A 14,217-nucleotide genomic window follows, 5' to 3' on the forward strand; every position below is an offset into this window, starting at 1 on the left:
AGGCCGCGCTTGACATCATCGAACGACGACAACCGGAGGCTGCACCGCCCAGGGGGGACGACGATGCCCGACCAGATCTTCACCTTCGCCGCACTCGCGCTGTACTTCGCAGCGATGCTGCTCATCGGCTGGATCGCCTTCCGGCGAACCGGCGATCACGAGGACTACATGCTCGGCGGGCGCAATCTCCCGCCGTGGGTGGCCGCGCTCAGCGCCGGTGCCTCCGACATGTCCGGCTGGCTCGTGATGGGGCTACCCGGTGCGATCTACGTCTCCGGTCTCATCGAGGCGTGGATCGCGATCGGCCTCACCATCGGCGCCTACCTGAACTGGCTGCTCGTGGCTCCTCGGCTTCGTGCCTACACGCAGGTGTCGCGCAACTCCATCACGGTGCCGAGCTTCTTCGAGAATCGGCTGCGCGACACGACGCGACTGCTCCGCGTGGTCTCGGGTGTCGTCATCCTCGTGTTCTTCACCCTCTACATCTCGTCGGGCATGGTCGCCGGCGGCGTCTTCTTCGAGAGCTCGTTCAACGGCGACTATCTGACCGGCATGCTGCTGGTCACGGGAGTCACCCTTGCATACACGCTATTCGGCGGCTTCCTCGGTGCATCACTGACCGACGTCGTGCAGGGGCTCATGATGGTGGTCGCGCTGGTGGTGATCCCGGTCGCCGCGATCGTCGCGATCGGTGGGCTGGCCGAGACGGGCGAGCTGATCAACGAGGTCGCCCCCGACCACCTCTCGATGCTCTCGGGAACGGCGCTCACCGGCGGCACCATCCTCGCCATCGTCTCGTCGCTCGCCTGGGGACTCGGCTACTTCGGGCAGCCGCACATCATCGTCAGGTTCATGGCACTGCGCTCGCCGCAGGAGGCGAAGAGCGCCCGACGCATCGGCATCTCCTGGATGATCGTCTCCCTCGGCGGCGCGGTGCTGTCGGGCCTGGTCGGCATCGCCTACATCGCCAAGACGGGCGTCGACCTCGCCAACCCCGAGACCGTGGTGCTGCTGATGTCGCAGACGCTGCTGCATCCGTTCGTCGCTGGCCTCGTGCTCGCCGCGGTACTCGCCGCGATCATGAGCACGATCTCCAGCCAGCTGATCGTGTGCTCCTCGGCGCTGGTCGAGGATCTGTACGGCGTGTTCCGGCGCACGCCGCCTTCGCAGAAGACGCTCATGCTGATGGGGCGGCTCGGGGTGCTCGGCGTCGCGATCGTCGCGGCGGTGCTGGCGATCACCCCGAACGACACGATCCTCGGCCTCGTCTCCTTCGCCTGGGCAGGATTCGGTGCCGCGTTCGGGCCGGTCATCCTGCTCAGCCTCTACTGGCGCAAGCTCACCAACTGGGGTGCACTGGCGGGGATGTTCGTCGGAGCCGCGACGGTGTTCATCTGGAAGGCGCTCGACACCGGGCTCTACGAACTACTTCCCGCGTTCGTGTTCGCGATGCTCGCGGCGGTCGTCGTGAGCCTGCTCACATACCGGCACGACGAGGAGATCCAACAGGAGTTCACCGACACCGGCGCGATGGTGGCGCTGCCGCGTCCGCACGCGGTCGGCGACACCCCGTAAGACCGCGCGCGTCGGCGCATCCGCCCGATCTCGCAGGCAGGCGGATGCTGCGCTACGCGGTCGCGGCGCGCAGCGCGATGCGGATCATGTCGCCGAAGGTCTGCTCGCGCTCCTGCGCGGTGGTCTCCTCGCCCGTGATGATGTGGTCGCTGACCGTGCAGATGGCGAGGGCGCGCCGACCGTGGTACGCCGCGAGCGTGTAGAGCCCGGCGGCCTCCATCTCGACGCCGAGGATGCCGTGCTGCACGAAGGGCTCCGTGAGTTCGGGGCGCGTGCTGTAGAACTGGTCGCTGGAGAACAGCTGCCCCACGTGCACCGTCGACTCGAGCGGTTCGGCCTCACTCGCCTCGACAGCGGCACGCAGCAGCGAGAAGTCGGCCACGGGTGCGTAGTCGAGTCCGTGGAAGCGCACGCGGTTGATGCCGGAGTCGGTGCTGGCGCCGTTCGCGATGATGATGTCGCGGATCTTCACCCGCTCGGTCAGGGCGCCGCACGAACCGACTCGCACGATCGTCTGCACGTCGTAGGAGTCGAACAGCTCGTTCGCATAGATCGCCATCGACGGCTGGCCCATGCCCGAGCCCTGCACCGAGACGCGGTGCCCCTCCCAGGTGCCGGTGAAACCGAGCATGCCGCGCGTTTCGGAGTACAGCGCTGCATCGTCGAGGAACGTCTCGGCGATCCACTTCGCCCGCAGCGGGTCGCCGGGGAACAAGACGATGGGGGCGATCTGACCGGGCTCTGCGGCGATGTGCGTGCTCATGGCCTCAGCGTAGTCAGCCTCATCCGGGAGCGCCCGCGAGCCCCAGTGCGGTGATGAGCTCGTATGCGGCCGAGCGGGCCTGCACGATCACGGTGCCCGCTCAGCCCTCGCGGCGGCGCACGATCTCATCGATCCAGAGCGGGGCGAACGGTGAGGTGCAGCCGGGCGCGGTCGGGTAGTCGGCGAGCACCTGCAGGCGCTCGCCGATCTCCCGCGCTCTGGCGCGATGCTCGGGGTGGAAGATCCCGATGTTGGCGAGGGTCTCGTTCATGGCCCATTGCAGGCGTGACGGCGCCGTCGCCAGATCCCGCTCGATCAGATCGAGCAGCTGTGAAAGGTCCAACCCCTCCGCGTCCTTCGTCACGCGCACGGTCGTGAGCGACCACGCGGCGGCGGCCACTGTCGGGTCGGGGTCGTCGAACCAGCGCACTCGCAGCTCCTCGGCGAGTGGAGTCTTCTTGGCGACGTAGTTGACGAACCAGTCGTTGACCTTGGGGGCGCGGGTCTCGCGCAGCATGGCGTCGAGCTGGTCGGCGCCGAAATCCCTGGGGCGACAGATCAGGAGGGCGAGCAGCCGCGCAGGCGTCTCGCCCGTGGCCCACAGATCTTCGGCGAGGTGCTGATCCGTCTTGATGCGCTTCGCCAGGGCGCGCAGTCGGCTGAGGTTGATGCCGTGGTCGTCCCCGCGCTTCTCGTTGGCTGCGCGCACCTTCGGGTCATCCAGCGCGGCCAGTTCCCCGAGCGCTTCGACGGTGTTCATCTTCCCAGCGTAGGCCGGTTCGAATCACGCGAATGGTTCGATTCCGGCGCCGGATACCACCCCGTTGCGTGATTCGAAGACCGCTCAGTCCTCGTCGACCAGCTCGCCGCGGATGCGACGGAGGTCTTCCATGAGCGACCCGATCAGGATCCAGTGCTGTGATGACGGCGGACGGATCACCAGGGGAGCGGTGAGGGCGGGGATCGCCGACGTCATGTCGTCCGGCTCCGGAAGCGCCTCCGCGATCTGCACGGCGAGACGCACGTCGTGGCCGGCTCGCCGCAGCTGCTCGGCGATCGCCGTGACCGCCGGCTCCTCGCCGATCGTGTCGTCGTAGTGGTCGAAGTACGCGCGGGTCATGCCGATGGTCTGCGTGACGATGGGGGAGAGCCGGTCGAGCAGCGCCCGCAGCTCGCGCAGGTCGGCGCGGTGGGTCGAGCGCCGCGGGTTCAGGGTGAGCGACTCCTCTCCCGCGGCGATCGCGGCTTCCGCCGCCTCCTTCATCGGACGCAGCAGTCGCACCTCCAGCATCAGCTCCTGCAGTCTCGCGGGCGTCTGCGGTTCGGGCATCGCGTCGGCCAGGCGGTCGAGGCTCGCGGCGAGCTCGCGGCCCAGCAGGCCCACATCCCGGCGGGCGGGTGCGACCAGCACCGGCGGCACGATGAGCGCGTTCACGACGATGCCGATCACCACGCCGATCAGCGTCTCCACGATGCGGGCGAATGCGTACTCCGGGCTGGAGGACCCCAGAGCCAGCACCAGCATCGCGGAGATCGCGACCTGGTTCCCTGTGCCTGGAGACGCGCGGAAGATCCAGGCCACCAGCATGGCGACGACGATCGCGAGCAGCACGATCCAGCTCGGCGACCCCAGCAGCAGACCCAGCGCCACGGCGATCACGACACCCGCGATCACCCCGATGCTGCGCTCGAGCGCCTTCGACAGCGACTGGTTCACGCTGGGCTGCACGACCAGGAGGGCGGCGATCGCGGCGAAGACGGGCAGTTGCGCCGGGAACACCCATCCGGCGATGAGCCAGGCGGCGATGGTCGCGGCTGCCGACTTCACGACCTGCAGCAGCGGAGAGCGCTGTGAGGCACGGATCGCGGCGGGGATGCGCATGACCTCAACGCTAGTCGTGCCGGTCGGTGCGTCGGGGAGTGCCACTACGGGTCGGCTGAGGGTCGCCCATCGCGCGTCGACCGGAATGTCGGGGAACCGGCGGCGGATGTCAACCCCGTCGCCGATCCCCGCGATCTGCGACTGAATGGGATCACACGAACGACGAACAGTGAGGAGCATCCCATGGTGCAGATCATCGAGACCATCGACGTCGACGTTCCCGTCCGCACGGCCTACAACCAGTGGACGCAGTTCGAGAGCTTCCCGAAGTTCCTCGACGAGGTCGAATCGATCACCCAGATCGACGACACGCACACCCACTGGAAGGTGAAGGTCGGTGGCGCGACTCGCGAGTTCGACGCCGAGATCACCGAACAGCACCCGGACGAGCGTGTCGCGTGGAAGAGCACGGGAGGCGAGACCGAGCACGCGGGCGTGGTGACGTTCCACACGCTCACCGACACCTCGACGCGGGTCACGGTGCAGCTCGACTGGGAACCTGAGGGACTGCTCGAGAAGCTGGGCTCGCTGGTCGGCGTGGGGGGACACGCCGTGAAGAAGGACCTCGAGAACTTCAAGGAGTTCATCGAGGGCCGCGGAGTCGAGACCGGCTCATGGCGCGGCGACGTGGAAGCCTGACCGGAGATCAGATGCAGAGAAGGCCCGACGGCTCAGCCGTCGGGCCTTCTCCATGTCGGAGGATGTCGGGCTCGGTCTTGCGAACCAGGAGGTGCGGGGTTACGCTCTGCCTAACTAATAGTCGTTAGGCACTCACATGACCAGAGCAACGATCCTCGCGGAAGCACGCACGATCTTCGCGCGCCAGGGCTACGCGGAGACGAGCCTGCGCGAGATCGCCGAGGCCGTCGGGATCAAGACCCCGTCGCTCTACGCGCACTTCCCGAGCAAGGAGGCGCTGTACGCGGAGGTGTACGCCGCGGTCTCGGTCGAGCACACCGCCTTCTTCGACGAGCTGGTGCGCAGCAGCAGCACCCTCGAGCCGCTCGCTCGTCTGCAGCACCTGCTGGGCGGGATCGAGGCGTACTACCGCGACCGTCCCGACCTCGCGGAGTTCAGCCTCAGGGCCGCGGTCTCCGAGTACGGGCCCGGTGGCGAGCAGCTGCGTCAGATCTTCCTCGACTCGGAGTCGACCCTGGCTGCAGCCGTGCGCGAGACCTACGACGACGGCGTCTCGGCTGGGGCCTTCGTCCCCGGCGATGCCGACGGCTTCACCGCGCTGGTGTTCGTCGTCATGGACGGCCTGTTCCTGCAACTCACCCATTACACGCCGGAGATCTACCGCGAGCGCTTCGACCAGGCCTGGCGACACCTTTCCACGATCCTCTCCCGATGAACCCTGCCGCACAGATGCGGTGACCCTCGACGATCGCCGGCAGGGAGCCACGAGCTCCCTCCGGCACCGCGTCACCCGGCCGCACCGCGAGCCGACCCCCCGACCCGCCCTGCGAGGCGTCCGCACTCCGGGAACCCGAATCCCCGCCGACGCGCTCGCAGGGCCACATCCCAAGGAATGATGATGACCACCACCGACTACGAGCACGGCGTCGTGCCTCAGGACCAGCGCAAGAGCTGGCTGTCGATCGCCACCGTGTGGATCGCGATCGGCATCGACCTCTCCGGGGCGTTCCTCGGCGTCTCGCTCGCATCCGGAATGGCCTTCTGGCCGGCGATCGGCGCGACGATGCTCGGTTCGCTCCTGCTCGGACTGCTCGCGATGGCATGCGCGTACGTCGGCGCAGCCACAGGACTCTCCACCGCGATGATCTCGCGCGCCGTGTTCGGCCGGGTGGGCGGAGCGATCCTCGCCCTGGCGATCGCCGTCAGCCTCGTCGGCTGGTACGCCGTGCAGGCGGGCTTCTTCGGTGCCAACGCGCAGATCGCCTTCGCCGAGTTCACCGGCATCGATGTGCCGGTGCAGGTGTTCACGGCGATCGGCGGCGTGCTGATGGCCATCACCGCGTTCTGGGGCTACCGCTCGATCAACCGCCTCAGCACCCTCGCCGTGCCGCTGCTGCTCCTGCTCCTCATCGTCGGCGTCATCGTCGCATTCACCGTGAACGGTGCGGCGGGGCTCGATGCTCCGGTCGAGGCGACGTTCACGTTCGGCGGTGCGGTCTCGCTCGTCATGGGCATCTTCATCCTGGGCGTCGTGCTCGCCCCCGACATGGCGCGCTGGGCCAAGACCCCGAGACAGGCCATGATCGCCGGCTTCGTCGGCTTCTTCTTCGGCAACTCGATCATCCTGGTCGTCGCGATCCTGCTCGCTCGCATCATGGACGGCACCGAGCTGATGGCGATCTTCTTCGCGCTCGGCCTCGGTGGCGTCGCGGTGATCGTGCTGATCCTGGCGCAGTGGACCACGAACACGACCAACCTCTACTCGGCGGGTCTCTCGTTCGCGTCGATCAGCGAGCGGCTGAGCCGACGCACCGTGACCGTCGTGCTCGGCGTGATCGGCATCGTCGTCGGTGTGATCGGGGCCGCCGACTACTTCGTGCAGTTCATCCTCGTCATCGGCACCATCATCGCCCCCTACGGCGGCGTGTACCTGGCATCGTTCTTCACTGGTCGCAAGACGGTGCGCTGGGCCCATGGCGCCACCGTTCCGATGGTCGACGGCTGGTCGATCGCCGCCTGGGTGGTCGGCATCTTCGTGGCGGTCGCGACCACGAACCCGGCGGACGGACCCGGCTTCGGATGGTTCACCCTCACGTCGATCTCGGCCCTCGACGGACTGCTCGTCGGCTTCGTCGCGTACCTCGTGCTGCTTCCGCTTCGCCGCCGCGTCGCTCCCGATGCGCCGGCTCCGGCCACGGACGAGGTGATCGCATGAGCGCTGTCGTCACGACGCCCATGATCACCGAGGCCGACATCGACGAGATCGCGCTCGGTGCCGCCGTGCTCGGCACCGGTGGTGGAGGAGACCCGCACGTGGGATCGCTCATGGCCAAGCGGTTGATCCGCCTGCACGGATCCGTACGACTGCTCGCGCTCGATGAGCTGACCGACGACGACTTCGTCATCCCGATCGGAGGCATCGGCGCGCCATCGGTGAGCGTGGAGCGCATCCAGGCCGAGTCCGAGCTCAGGGCGGCGCTGGACGCCATCGAACGCGCGGTCGGTCGCACGCCCACGGCCGTGATGCCCATCGAGGTCGGCGGAGGCAACTCGATGATCCCGATCGCCGCGGCCGCCCTCGCCGGGCTGCCGGTGGTTGACGGCGACGCCATGGGTCGTGCCTTCCCCGAGGCGCAGATGGTCACCTTCCACCTGGCCGGCTATGGACCAGGAACGACAGTGCTCGTCGACCATCACGGCAACGAAGTGGTCAGCCGTCCTGTCGACGGTGCATGGTCGGAGCGCATCGCGCGGTCCGTCACCGTCGAGATGGGCGGAGGGGCGACCATGATCGACTACGCGTACGGCGGCGACGTGGTGCGCGAGTGCGCGATCCCTGGCACGCTCGGGCTGGCCCAGCGCATCGGTCGTATCCTGCGCGGACGGGATGCGGCCGGCAGGGAGCTGCGCGACGACGAGCGCATCGACGCCCTGTGTGCCGACCTCGACGCCGTGCGGCTGTTCGACGGGAAGGTCGCCGACCTGCAGCGCGCCGTCGACGGCGGCTTCACCCGCGGTGCGGCTGAGCTCGTCGGTGTCGGCGACGACCGGGGGAGCGCGTTCCGGCTCGACTTCCAGAACGAGATGCTGCTCGGACGGAGGGACGGTGTGCTGGCTGCCGTCACTCCCGACCTGATCGCGGTGCTCGACCTGGCCACGGGCATGCCGATCACGACCGAGTCCCTGCGCTACGGCGCTCGGGTCGCGGTCATCGCGATCCCCAGCCACGAGAAGTGGCGCACGCCGATCGGTCTGGAGACAGCGGGACCCGCTCACTTCGGCTACGACGTGCAGTGGATTCCGGTGGAGGACATCGCACAGCGGTCCGCTGCGCGCACGACGGACGGGGAGGTCGCGTGATGGCCGGCAGGTATCGCATCGGCATCGACGTCGGTGGCACGAACACCGACGCCGTGATCCTCGACGAGCGTCTAGAGGTGGTGGCCTCGGTCAAGCGTCCGACCACGGCCGATACGGGCGATGGCGTGGCTGCTGCGATCGACGCCGTGCTGGCGGCCTCGGGTGTCGACGCCGCGCTCATCGGCCATGCGATGCTCGGGACGACGCACTGCACCAACGCGATCGTCGAACGGCGCGGTCTCGGCCGCGTCGGCATCCTCCGCCTCGGGGCACCGGCCACCACGGCTGTCCCTCCCCTGGAGGGGTGGCCGGACGATCTGCGGGCGGCGATCGGCGAGCACGTCCACCTGCTGGCCGGCGGATTCGAGGTCGACGGCCGCGTGCTCTCCCCTGTCGACGAGGAGGCGGTGCGCGCAGCCTGTCGGAAGATGCGCGGCGAGGTCGACGCGGTCGCCGTCGTCGGCGTGTTCTCCCCCATCGATGAGAGCCAAGAGGAACGCGTCGCCACGGTCGTGGTCGAGGAGCTCGGCGTCCCGGTCTCGCGGTCGGCACGGATCGGCTCGCTCGGGTTGCTCGAGCGCGAGAACGCGACCGTGCTGAATGCCGCGCTGATGCAGACGCTCCGGCAGATGGCCGCGGGCTTCGTCGCGGCTCTGCGGGACCGGGGCATCCCTGCCACGCCGTACTTCGGCCAGAACGACGGCACTCTCATGCAGCTCGAGTACGCGCTCGAGTTCCCCGTGCTCACCATCGGCTGCGGGCCCACGAACTCCATCCGCGGAGCCGCGCACCTCTCGGGCGCCACCGACGCCCTCGTGGTGGACATCGGCGGTACGACGACCGACATCGGCGTTCTCGTCGACGGGTTCCCCCGCCAGTCGGCGCACGCGGTCGAGATCGGCGGCATCCGCACGAACTTCCGCATGCCGGATGTGCTCTCGGTCGGCCTCGGCGGCGGCACGATCATCCGTGAGACCCCGGCGGGTGCCACGGTCGGTCCGGACAGCGTCGGCTATCGGCTCCCGCAGGAGGGACTCGCCTTCGGTGGCTCCACGCTCACGGCGACTGACGTCGCCCTGGCGGTCGGCGGGGCTGCGATCGACGGCATCGACGCGCCCGTCGTCCCCGCAACGGTAGGAGCGGCGGCCTGGAGCGCGATGCGGGCGATCCTGGAGGACTCGATCGACCGGATGAAGCCGAATGCCGCCCCCGTCCCGGTGATCCTGGTCGGCGGTGGGGGAATCATCGCCCCGACCGTGCTCGATGGCGTCGCCGAGCTGATCCGTCCCGACCACTTCGGGGCTGCCAACGCGGTCGGCGCCGCCCTCGGCGAGGTCGCCGGACAGATCGAGAAGATCTACCGCGTGGACTCCGCCGACCAGCGCGCCTCTCGGGCGGATGCTGCGGCGGAGGCGACAGAGCGTGCCCGACTCGCCGGTGCCGACCCGGCGACGATCGAGGTCGTCGCGGTGGAGGAGCTGCCCGTCGCGTACTCCGACGGTACGGCCGTGCTGATCCGCGCTCGAGCGGTGGGGCGCCTGGCCGCCTGACGTCCCCGCCGCACGCCTCGGACGGGTGGGGTTCCGCCCGTCCGAGGCGCGTGCTTGCATGGGCGCATGGAGCACGACGCGAAGCTGCGCGGCGAGACGAGGGCGATCTGGGCGACCGCGCTCTGCTTCGTGGTCGGTGCCGTCGCGGGCATGCTCGTGCTGGGCGGTGACGCGCGCCCGCTCACGGGGGAAGGTGCGCTCGCGATGCCGGCGGCGGTGGTCGCCGGGGTCATCGCGGCGGGGGCGTTCCTCACGAGCACCCTGGTGCACCGCCGCGGCGAGACCGCCTCGATGCCGCGGTGGCAGGCGGTGGTGTCCGATGTCTCGACCGGAGCCCTGACCATCGCGTTCGGGGCCGTCACCGTGATGGGGGTGCTGCTCGCCGCAGAGGTGCTGGCGGCCGGCCTCCAGGGCTTGCAGCTCGCGGCGGTCGGTGGCGGGGTCCTGACCGGCGTGGCCGCGGCGGTCGGCGGGCGCTTCGCGTTCGGGGCCGGCATCGACCTGCGCACGTCCGACCTCGCTGCGCTCCTGTTCGGCTTCCTCGTGATCGGCACGCTTTTCGCGATGGTCACCGCCGCCGATCCGCGTTGGTGGGAGCAGAACTTCTCCCAGCTCGGCGTCGGATGGGCGTTCAACGGCACCCTCGTGGTCGCCGGTCTGCTCGTCGCGACCGTCGGCTCGTACATCGGCCGCGACCTGCACCGGATGCTCGGCGACGCCGTGCTCTCCCGCATCGCCCTCGTCGTGGCGCTGTGGGCGGCGTCCGGGATCGCGCTCGCCGCCGTAGGGCTGCTGCCGCTGCACCGCGTGCCGGTTCCGCACGACATCGCGGCTCTCGGCGCGCTCGTGCTGTTCGCCGCGGCGGCCGCCACCACGGTCGCGAGGGTCCCTGGACATCCTCGAGCGCTGTCGATCACCTCGATCGGTGTGGGTCTGCTGGTCGTGATCGCGCTGGTCCTGTGGGTGCCCTTCGGCGTGTACTCCACCACTGCGGTCGAGGCGATCGTCGTCGGACTCGGGTTGCTGTGGATGGCGACACTCGTGCGTGTGCTCGCGATCCTGGTGCCGGCCGGGTCTCGACCATCCGGGCGTCTGCGGCTGATGCGGGCCGGCGCGGGGCCGGGCGAAAGATAGGGCATCTGTCCGATGTACCGGGGGTACCTCAGAGCGGAGTGTAGGGATACAGCGAACCGTCGAGGAGAACCCCATGTTCGAGCACCCCTATCTCCACCAGCAGCTCACCAGGCATGACCAGGAGCAGATGGAGCGCGCCGCTGCGAGGCGCCTCTCCCTGATCGAGCACGCCGACCAGATCGTGCCGCGGCCGGAAGGAGCGATCCGGCGGATGCTCCGCCACGCGTTCGGTCGCTCGGCGGGCGACTCGGCAGCGACGGCGCCGGGGAAGGCGCGGGTCACGGCCGCGTGCGACACGGCAGCGGCGGCGCACGCGCAGTGAGCAGAACCATCGCGCACAGCGCACATCCGACGGACCCGAATGTCGGTCGGGGGTGGGACGATGAGTCCATGCCCCCTTTCGCGTCGAGCGCTGCGATGGTCGGCCGTGAGGCCGAGCTGGCAGAGGTGCGTCGATCGTTCGCGGGGGTGCGCGACGGCATCCCCGCAGCCTTGCTCGTCGAGGGCGAGGCGGGTATCGGCAAGTCACGGCTGCTGCGGGAGTTCGCCACCGAGATCGCACCGACCGCCGACGTGCACGTGGGGTGGTGCCTCGACCTCGGCGCTTCGCGCACGCCGTACGGCCCCCTCACCGGAATCCTCCGCTCGATCGTGCTGCGCATGGGTGTCGACCGGGTGCGAGAGTCGGTGGGTGTGGGTGTCGAGGCTCTCGGCATGCTGCTCCCCGAGCTCGTCGATTCCCCGACCGACCGCGATCGCACCAGCCCCGAGCGTCTGCGCGACGCCATCGCCTCACTCATCGAGGCGGCTGCCGAACGTGCCCCTCAGGTGCTCGTGGTCGAAGACCTGCACTGGGCGGACGAGTCCACTCTCGCCATCCTCTCCTTCCTGCTGCGGGCCCTCAGCCGCGGCCGCATCCTGCTGCTTCTCACCTGCCGCACCGACGACGTGCGTCGTGGCGATGCCGTGAGCCGCTTCATCGGCGAGGCCACCAGAGCCCGGCTGCTCGAGCGCCTCACTCTGGGCCGCCTCGACGAGACCGCCGTGCGGGAGCTGGCCGAGCAGATCACCGGCCGTGCGCTCACCGCGAGTGCGCTCGACCGCATGCAGGAGCGGGCCGAGGGAGTGCCCTTCTTCATCGAGGAGATCGCCGGATGTTCGAACGGCCCGCTCCCCGATGGCCTTCGTGATCTGCTGCTGGCTCGTTTCGATCGCCTCGGCGACGACGCGCGCCACGTCGTGCAGGTCGTCTCCGGTGCGGAACGCCCGCTCTCGCATCCGCTCATCACGAGCCTGGTCGAACTGCCGGAGCAGCGGCTCGACGAAGCGATCCGCGAGGCGACCCGCAGCGGCATCCTCGTTGTCGGCGACGACGACTACCGTTTCCGGCACGCTCTGCTGCGCGAAGCCGTGCACGACGACCTGCTCCCCGGCGAGCGGGCGCGACTGCACCGCGCATACGCCGAGGCGCTCGAAGCGCAGTGCGCCGGGTCCGATTCCAGCGATGCCGCCGCGCTCGCGTACCACTGGCAGCTGGCGCAGGACGATCGGAAGGCCCTGGTCGCCGCCGCCGACGCGATGCGTCACGCGAAGGGACAGTACGCGTTCGCGAGTGCCGCCCGTTTCGGCGAGCTGGCCCTGGAGCTCTGGCCGCTCGTGCCCGACGCCGCAGACGCGGCCCGCATCGAGCGTCTCGACCTGCTGCTGGTGCTCGGCTCCATCCTGCGCAATGCGGGTGATGGTGAACGGGCGCTCGCCGTGGCCAACGTCGCGCTCGCCGAAGTCGACCCGGAGACGGTCGATCCGCGGCTGCACGCTCGCCTCCTCCGCAACAAGGCGCTGTATCTCGTCAACCTCGGGCGCCTCGGAGCCATCCCGCTGCTGCAGCAGGCTCTCGCGATCGCCGACGAGCGGATCGGCGATGAGGTGTTCCGGGCGGAGCTGCTCAACCAGCTGGCGAGCCGCCGGATGATCGCGGGCGATCGTGAGGAGGCGATCCGGCTCGCTGACGAAGCCGAGCGCGGGGCGGCCGGAGCCGAATCCACGGATCAGCTGTCGATCGCCGCGAACGTGCGCGGAGGTTCGCTGGCGCACCTGGGCCGCATCGACGAAGGCGTGCGCGAGTACGAGCGTGCGCGTGAGCTCGCGACGGGTTCCAACGCCGAGATGCGCTATCGGGTGAACTACTCCGACCTGCTCACGCTGTTGGGGCGCTACCGAGAGGCCGTCGAGGTCGCAGAGGAGGGGCTGCGGCGCGCTCGCGAACTCAGGGTCGAACGCACCTCGGGGTCGATCATGGCGCAGAACATGGTCGTCCCCCTGCTCGAGCTCGGCGAGATCGACCGGGTCGAGGAGATGCTGTCGCGGGACTTCGTGCAGGGGACTCTGCGCGTGTTCCGCATGTACATGAGCATGACGCGCGTGCGGGTGCTGGCGTGGCGCGGGCGGTCGGCGGAGGCCGCAGAGCTCCTGCAGGCCTGGCTTCCCGCGTTCGAGGAGACGGGCGTCTCCGAAAGGCAGATCTGGTACGACCGCGTGATGATGATCGTCGCCGTCGCCGAGAGTCGAGGAGACCTTCGCGGGGCGCTCGACACCATCCTCGAGATGCTGGAGAACGATGAGCCGGCGCTGCTGCACCAGCGTCGTCTGCTGCTGGAGGGAGGCGCGATCATCGCCGAGCTGCGGGCGGCAGGAGTCGACGTCTCGGGGGCGTCCACCGCGATCCGTGCCGCGTGGTCCAGCCAACCGGCGCAGCTGCAGCACGACGCATGGGAGACGATCCTCGACGCCCTCCTCGACCCGCACCCTGACGCTCTCGCCGAGGCGCTGCGGTGCGCGGAGGGGGAGGACGTGCCGGTGATCTTCCGCGCCGTCCTCCGTCTGGAGCAGGCGCGCGTGCTGGTTCGCGATGGAGACCGGGTCGCTGCGGGCGCTGTGCTCGCCGAGGCTGAAGCCCTCGCGGAGTCTCTCGGCAACGCTCAGCTCCAGTCCGCCGTCTCCCGGTTCGCCACAGACGCGGGGTTGAGGGGAGACGCGGTGTCAGCGTCGAGCACCGACCCGCTCACCGTGAGGGAGCGGCAGGTGCTCGAGCTCATCGCCGAAGGCCTGAGCAACCGCCAGATCGGTGAGCGCCTGTTCATCAGCGTGAAGACCGTGAGCGTGCATGTGTCCGCCGTGCTGCGCAAGCTCGGCGTGAGCACACGCACCGAAGCAGCTCTCCTGAAGAAGAATGACCAGCCCCGCACTGCGGCGGAGCCTGCCGTGGTAGCGTGACAGTGCGCGCGTCTCGGATGTTCCGGTTCGGCGTAGGCCGT

General features: G+C 69.3%; 12 protein-coding genes. 9 read left to right on the forward strand and 3 right to left on the reverse strand.

All coding sequences use genetic code 11. The annotated features are described in order from the left end of the window. Positions 1 to 63 precede the first annotated feature (63 nt). A complete protein-coding gene (gene putP, locus FFS56_RS06075) occupies positions 64 to 1,575 on the forward strand; it encodes a sodium/proline symporter PutP (protein ID WP_046746887.1) in 1,512 nt (503 codons plus the stop codon). 52 nt (positions 1,576 to 1,627) lie between these two features. Here putP and deoD read toward each other — a convergent pair whose 3' ends face one another. From deoD to FFS56_RS06090, 3 genes are all read right to left on the reverse strand, one after another. After that, positions 1,628 to 2,338: a purine-nucleoside phosphorylase gene (gene deoD / locus FFS56_RS06080; RefSeq protein WP_127011654.1), complete on the reverse strand. Its 711-nt coding sequence runs from the start codon at positions 2,336 to 2,338 to the stop codon at positions 1,628 to 1,630. A 100-nt stretch (positions 2,339 to 2,438) separates the two neighbouring features. Continuing rightward, complete coding sequence (locus FFS56_RS06085; RefSeq protein ID WP_046746885.1) at positions 2,439 to 3,098, reverse strand: DNA alkylation repair protein; 660 nt, start codon at positions 3,096 to 3,098, stop codon at positions 2,439 to 2,441. 84 nt (positions 3,099 to 3,182) lie between these two features. Next, positions 3,183 to 4,220, reverse strand: coding sequence for an FUSC family protein (locus tag FFS56_RS06090; protein ID WP_127011655.1), 1,038 nt, complete (start codon positions 4,218 to 4,220; stop codon positions 3,183 to 3,185). 183 nt (positions 4,221 to 4,403) lie between these two features. On the opposite strand from FFS56_RS06090, the gene FFS56_RS06095 reads away from it, so the two are divergent. The 8 genes from FFS56_RS06095 (at position 4,404) to FFS56_RS06130 (ending at position 14,176) form a co-directional block, all read left to right on the forward strand. Next, on the forward strand, positions 4,404 to 4,859 hold the full coding sequence (locus FFS56_RS06095) for an SRPBCC family protein (RefSeq protein WP_046746883.1): 456 nt from the start codon (positions 4,404 to 4,406) through the stop codon (positions 4,857 to 4,859). Between the two features lie 136 nt (positions 4,860 to 4,995). Next, a complete protein-coding gene (locus FFS56_RS20470) occupies positions 4,996 to 5,574 on the forward strand; it encodes a TetR/AcrR family transcriptional regulator (protein ID WP_052748621.1) in 579 nt (192 codons plus the stop codon). Between the two features lie 183 nt (positions 5,575 to 5,757). After that, positions 5,758 to 7,074, forward strand: a complete 1,317-nt coding sequence (locus FFS56_RS06105) for a cytosine permease (RefSeq protein WP_231589645.1) — start codon at positions 5,758 to 5,760, stop codon at positions 7,072 to 7,074. Further along, positions 7,071 to 8,219 (forward strand): DUF917 domain-containing protein, encoded by a 1,149-nt coding sequence (locus FFS56_RS06110; RefSeq protein ID WP_127011656.1) that lies wholly within the window; start codon positions 7,071 to 7,073, stop codon positions 8,217 to 8,219. The genes FFS56_RS06105 and FFS56_RS06110 overlap by 4 nt, the downstream gene beginning before the upstream one ends. After that, complete coding sequence (locus FFS56_RS06115) at positions 8,219 to 9,769, forward strand: hydantoinase/oxoprolinase family protein (protein ID WP_058632022.1); 1,551 nt, start codon at positions 8,219 to 8,221, stop codon at positions 9,767 to 9,769. Before FFS56_RS06110 ends, FFS56_RS06115 begins: the two co-directional genes overlap by 1 nt. A gap of 66 nt (positions 9,770 to 9,835) precedes the next feature. Continuing rightward, positions 9,836 to 10,903, forward strand: coding sequence for a DUF998 domain-containing protein (locus tag FFS56_RS06120; RefSeq protein WP_082108552.1), 1,068 nt, complete (start codon positions 9,836 to 9,838; stop codon positions 10,901 to 10,903). 73 nt (positions 10,904 to 10,976) lie between these two features. After that, positions 10,977 to 11,225: a hypothetical protein gene (locus FFS56_RS06125; protein ID WP_127011657.1), complete on the forward strand. Its 249-nt coding sequence runs from the start codon at positions 10,977 to 10,979 to the stop codon at positions 11,223 to 11,225. A gap of 68 nt (positions 11,226 to 11,293) precedes the next feature. Further along, on the forward strand, positions 11,294 to 14,176 hold the full coding sequence (locus FFS56_RS06130; protein ID WP_046746878.1) for an AAA family ATPase: 2,883 nt from the start codon (positions 11,294 to 11,296) through the stop codon (positions 14,174 to 14,176). Positions 14,177 to 14,217 lie beyond the last annotated feature (41 nt).

This window comes from Microbacterium sp. Beta (assembly GCF_005502545.1).
Classification (GTDB): Bacteria; Actinomycetota; Actinomycetes; order Actinomycetales; family Microbacteriaceae; genus Microbacterium; species Microbacterium oxydans.

Excerpts from the sequence above, each read along its gene's own strand:
- putP (WP_046746887.1), top strand. The coding sequence starts at position 64 with ATGCCCGACCAGATCTTCACCTTCGCCGCACTCGCGCTGTACTTCGCA.
- deoD (WP_127011654.1), bottom strand. The coding sequence starts at position 2,338 with ATGAGCACGCACATCGCCGCAGAGCCCGGTCAGATCGCCCCCATCGTC.
- FFS56_RS06085 (WP_046746885.1), bottom strand. The coding sequence starts at position 3,098 with ATGAACACCGTCGAAGCGCTCGGGGAACTGGCCGCGCTGGATGACCCG.
- FFS56_RS06090 (WP_127011655.1), bottom strand. The coding sequence starts at position 4,220 with ATGCGCATCCCCGCCGCGATCCGTGCCTCACAGCGCTCTCCGCTGCTG.
- FFS56_RS06095 (WP_046746883.1), top strand. The coding sequence starts at position 4,404 with ATGGTGCAGATCATCGAGACCATCGACGTCGACGTTCCCGTCCGCACG.
- FFS56_RS20470 (WP_052748621.1), top strand. The coding sequence starts at position 4,996 with ATGACCAGAGCAACGATCCTCGCGGAAGCACGCACGATCTTCGCGCGC.
- FFS56_RS06105 (WP_231589645.1), top strand. The coding sequence starts at position 5,758 with ATGACCACCACCGACTACGAGCACGGCGTCGTGCCTCAGGACCAGCGC.
- FFS56_RS06110 (WP_127011656.1), top strand. The coding sequence starts at position 7,071 with ATGAGCGCTGTCGTCACGACGCCCATGATCACCGAGGCCGACATCGAC.
- FFS56_RS06115 (WP_058632022.1), top strand. The coding sequence starts at position 8,219 with ATGGCCGGCAGGTATCGCATCGGCATCGACGTCGGTGGCACGAACACC.
- FFS56_RS06120 (WP_082108552.1), top strand. The coding sequence starts at position 9,836 with ATGGAGCACGACGCGAAGCTGCGCGGCGAGACGAGGGCGATCTGGGCG.
- FFS56_RS06125 (WP_127011657.1), top strand. The coding sequence starts at position 10,977 with ATGTTCGAGCACCCCTATCTCCACCAGCAGCTCACCAGGCATGACCAG.
- FFS56_RS06130 (WP_046746878.1), top strand. The coding sequence starts at position 11,294 with ATGCCCCCTTTCGCGTCGAGCGCTGCGATGGTCGGCCGTGAGGCCGAG.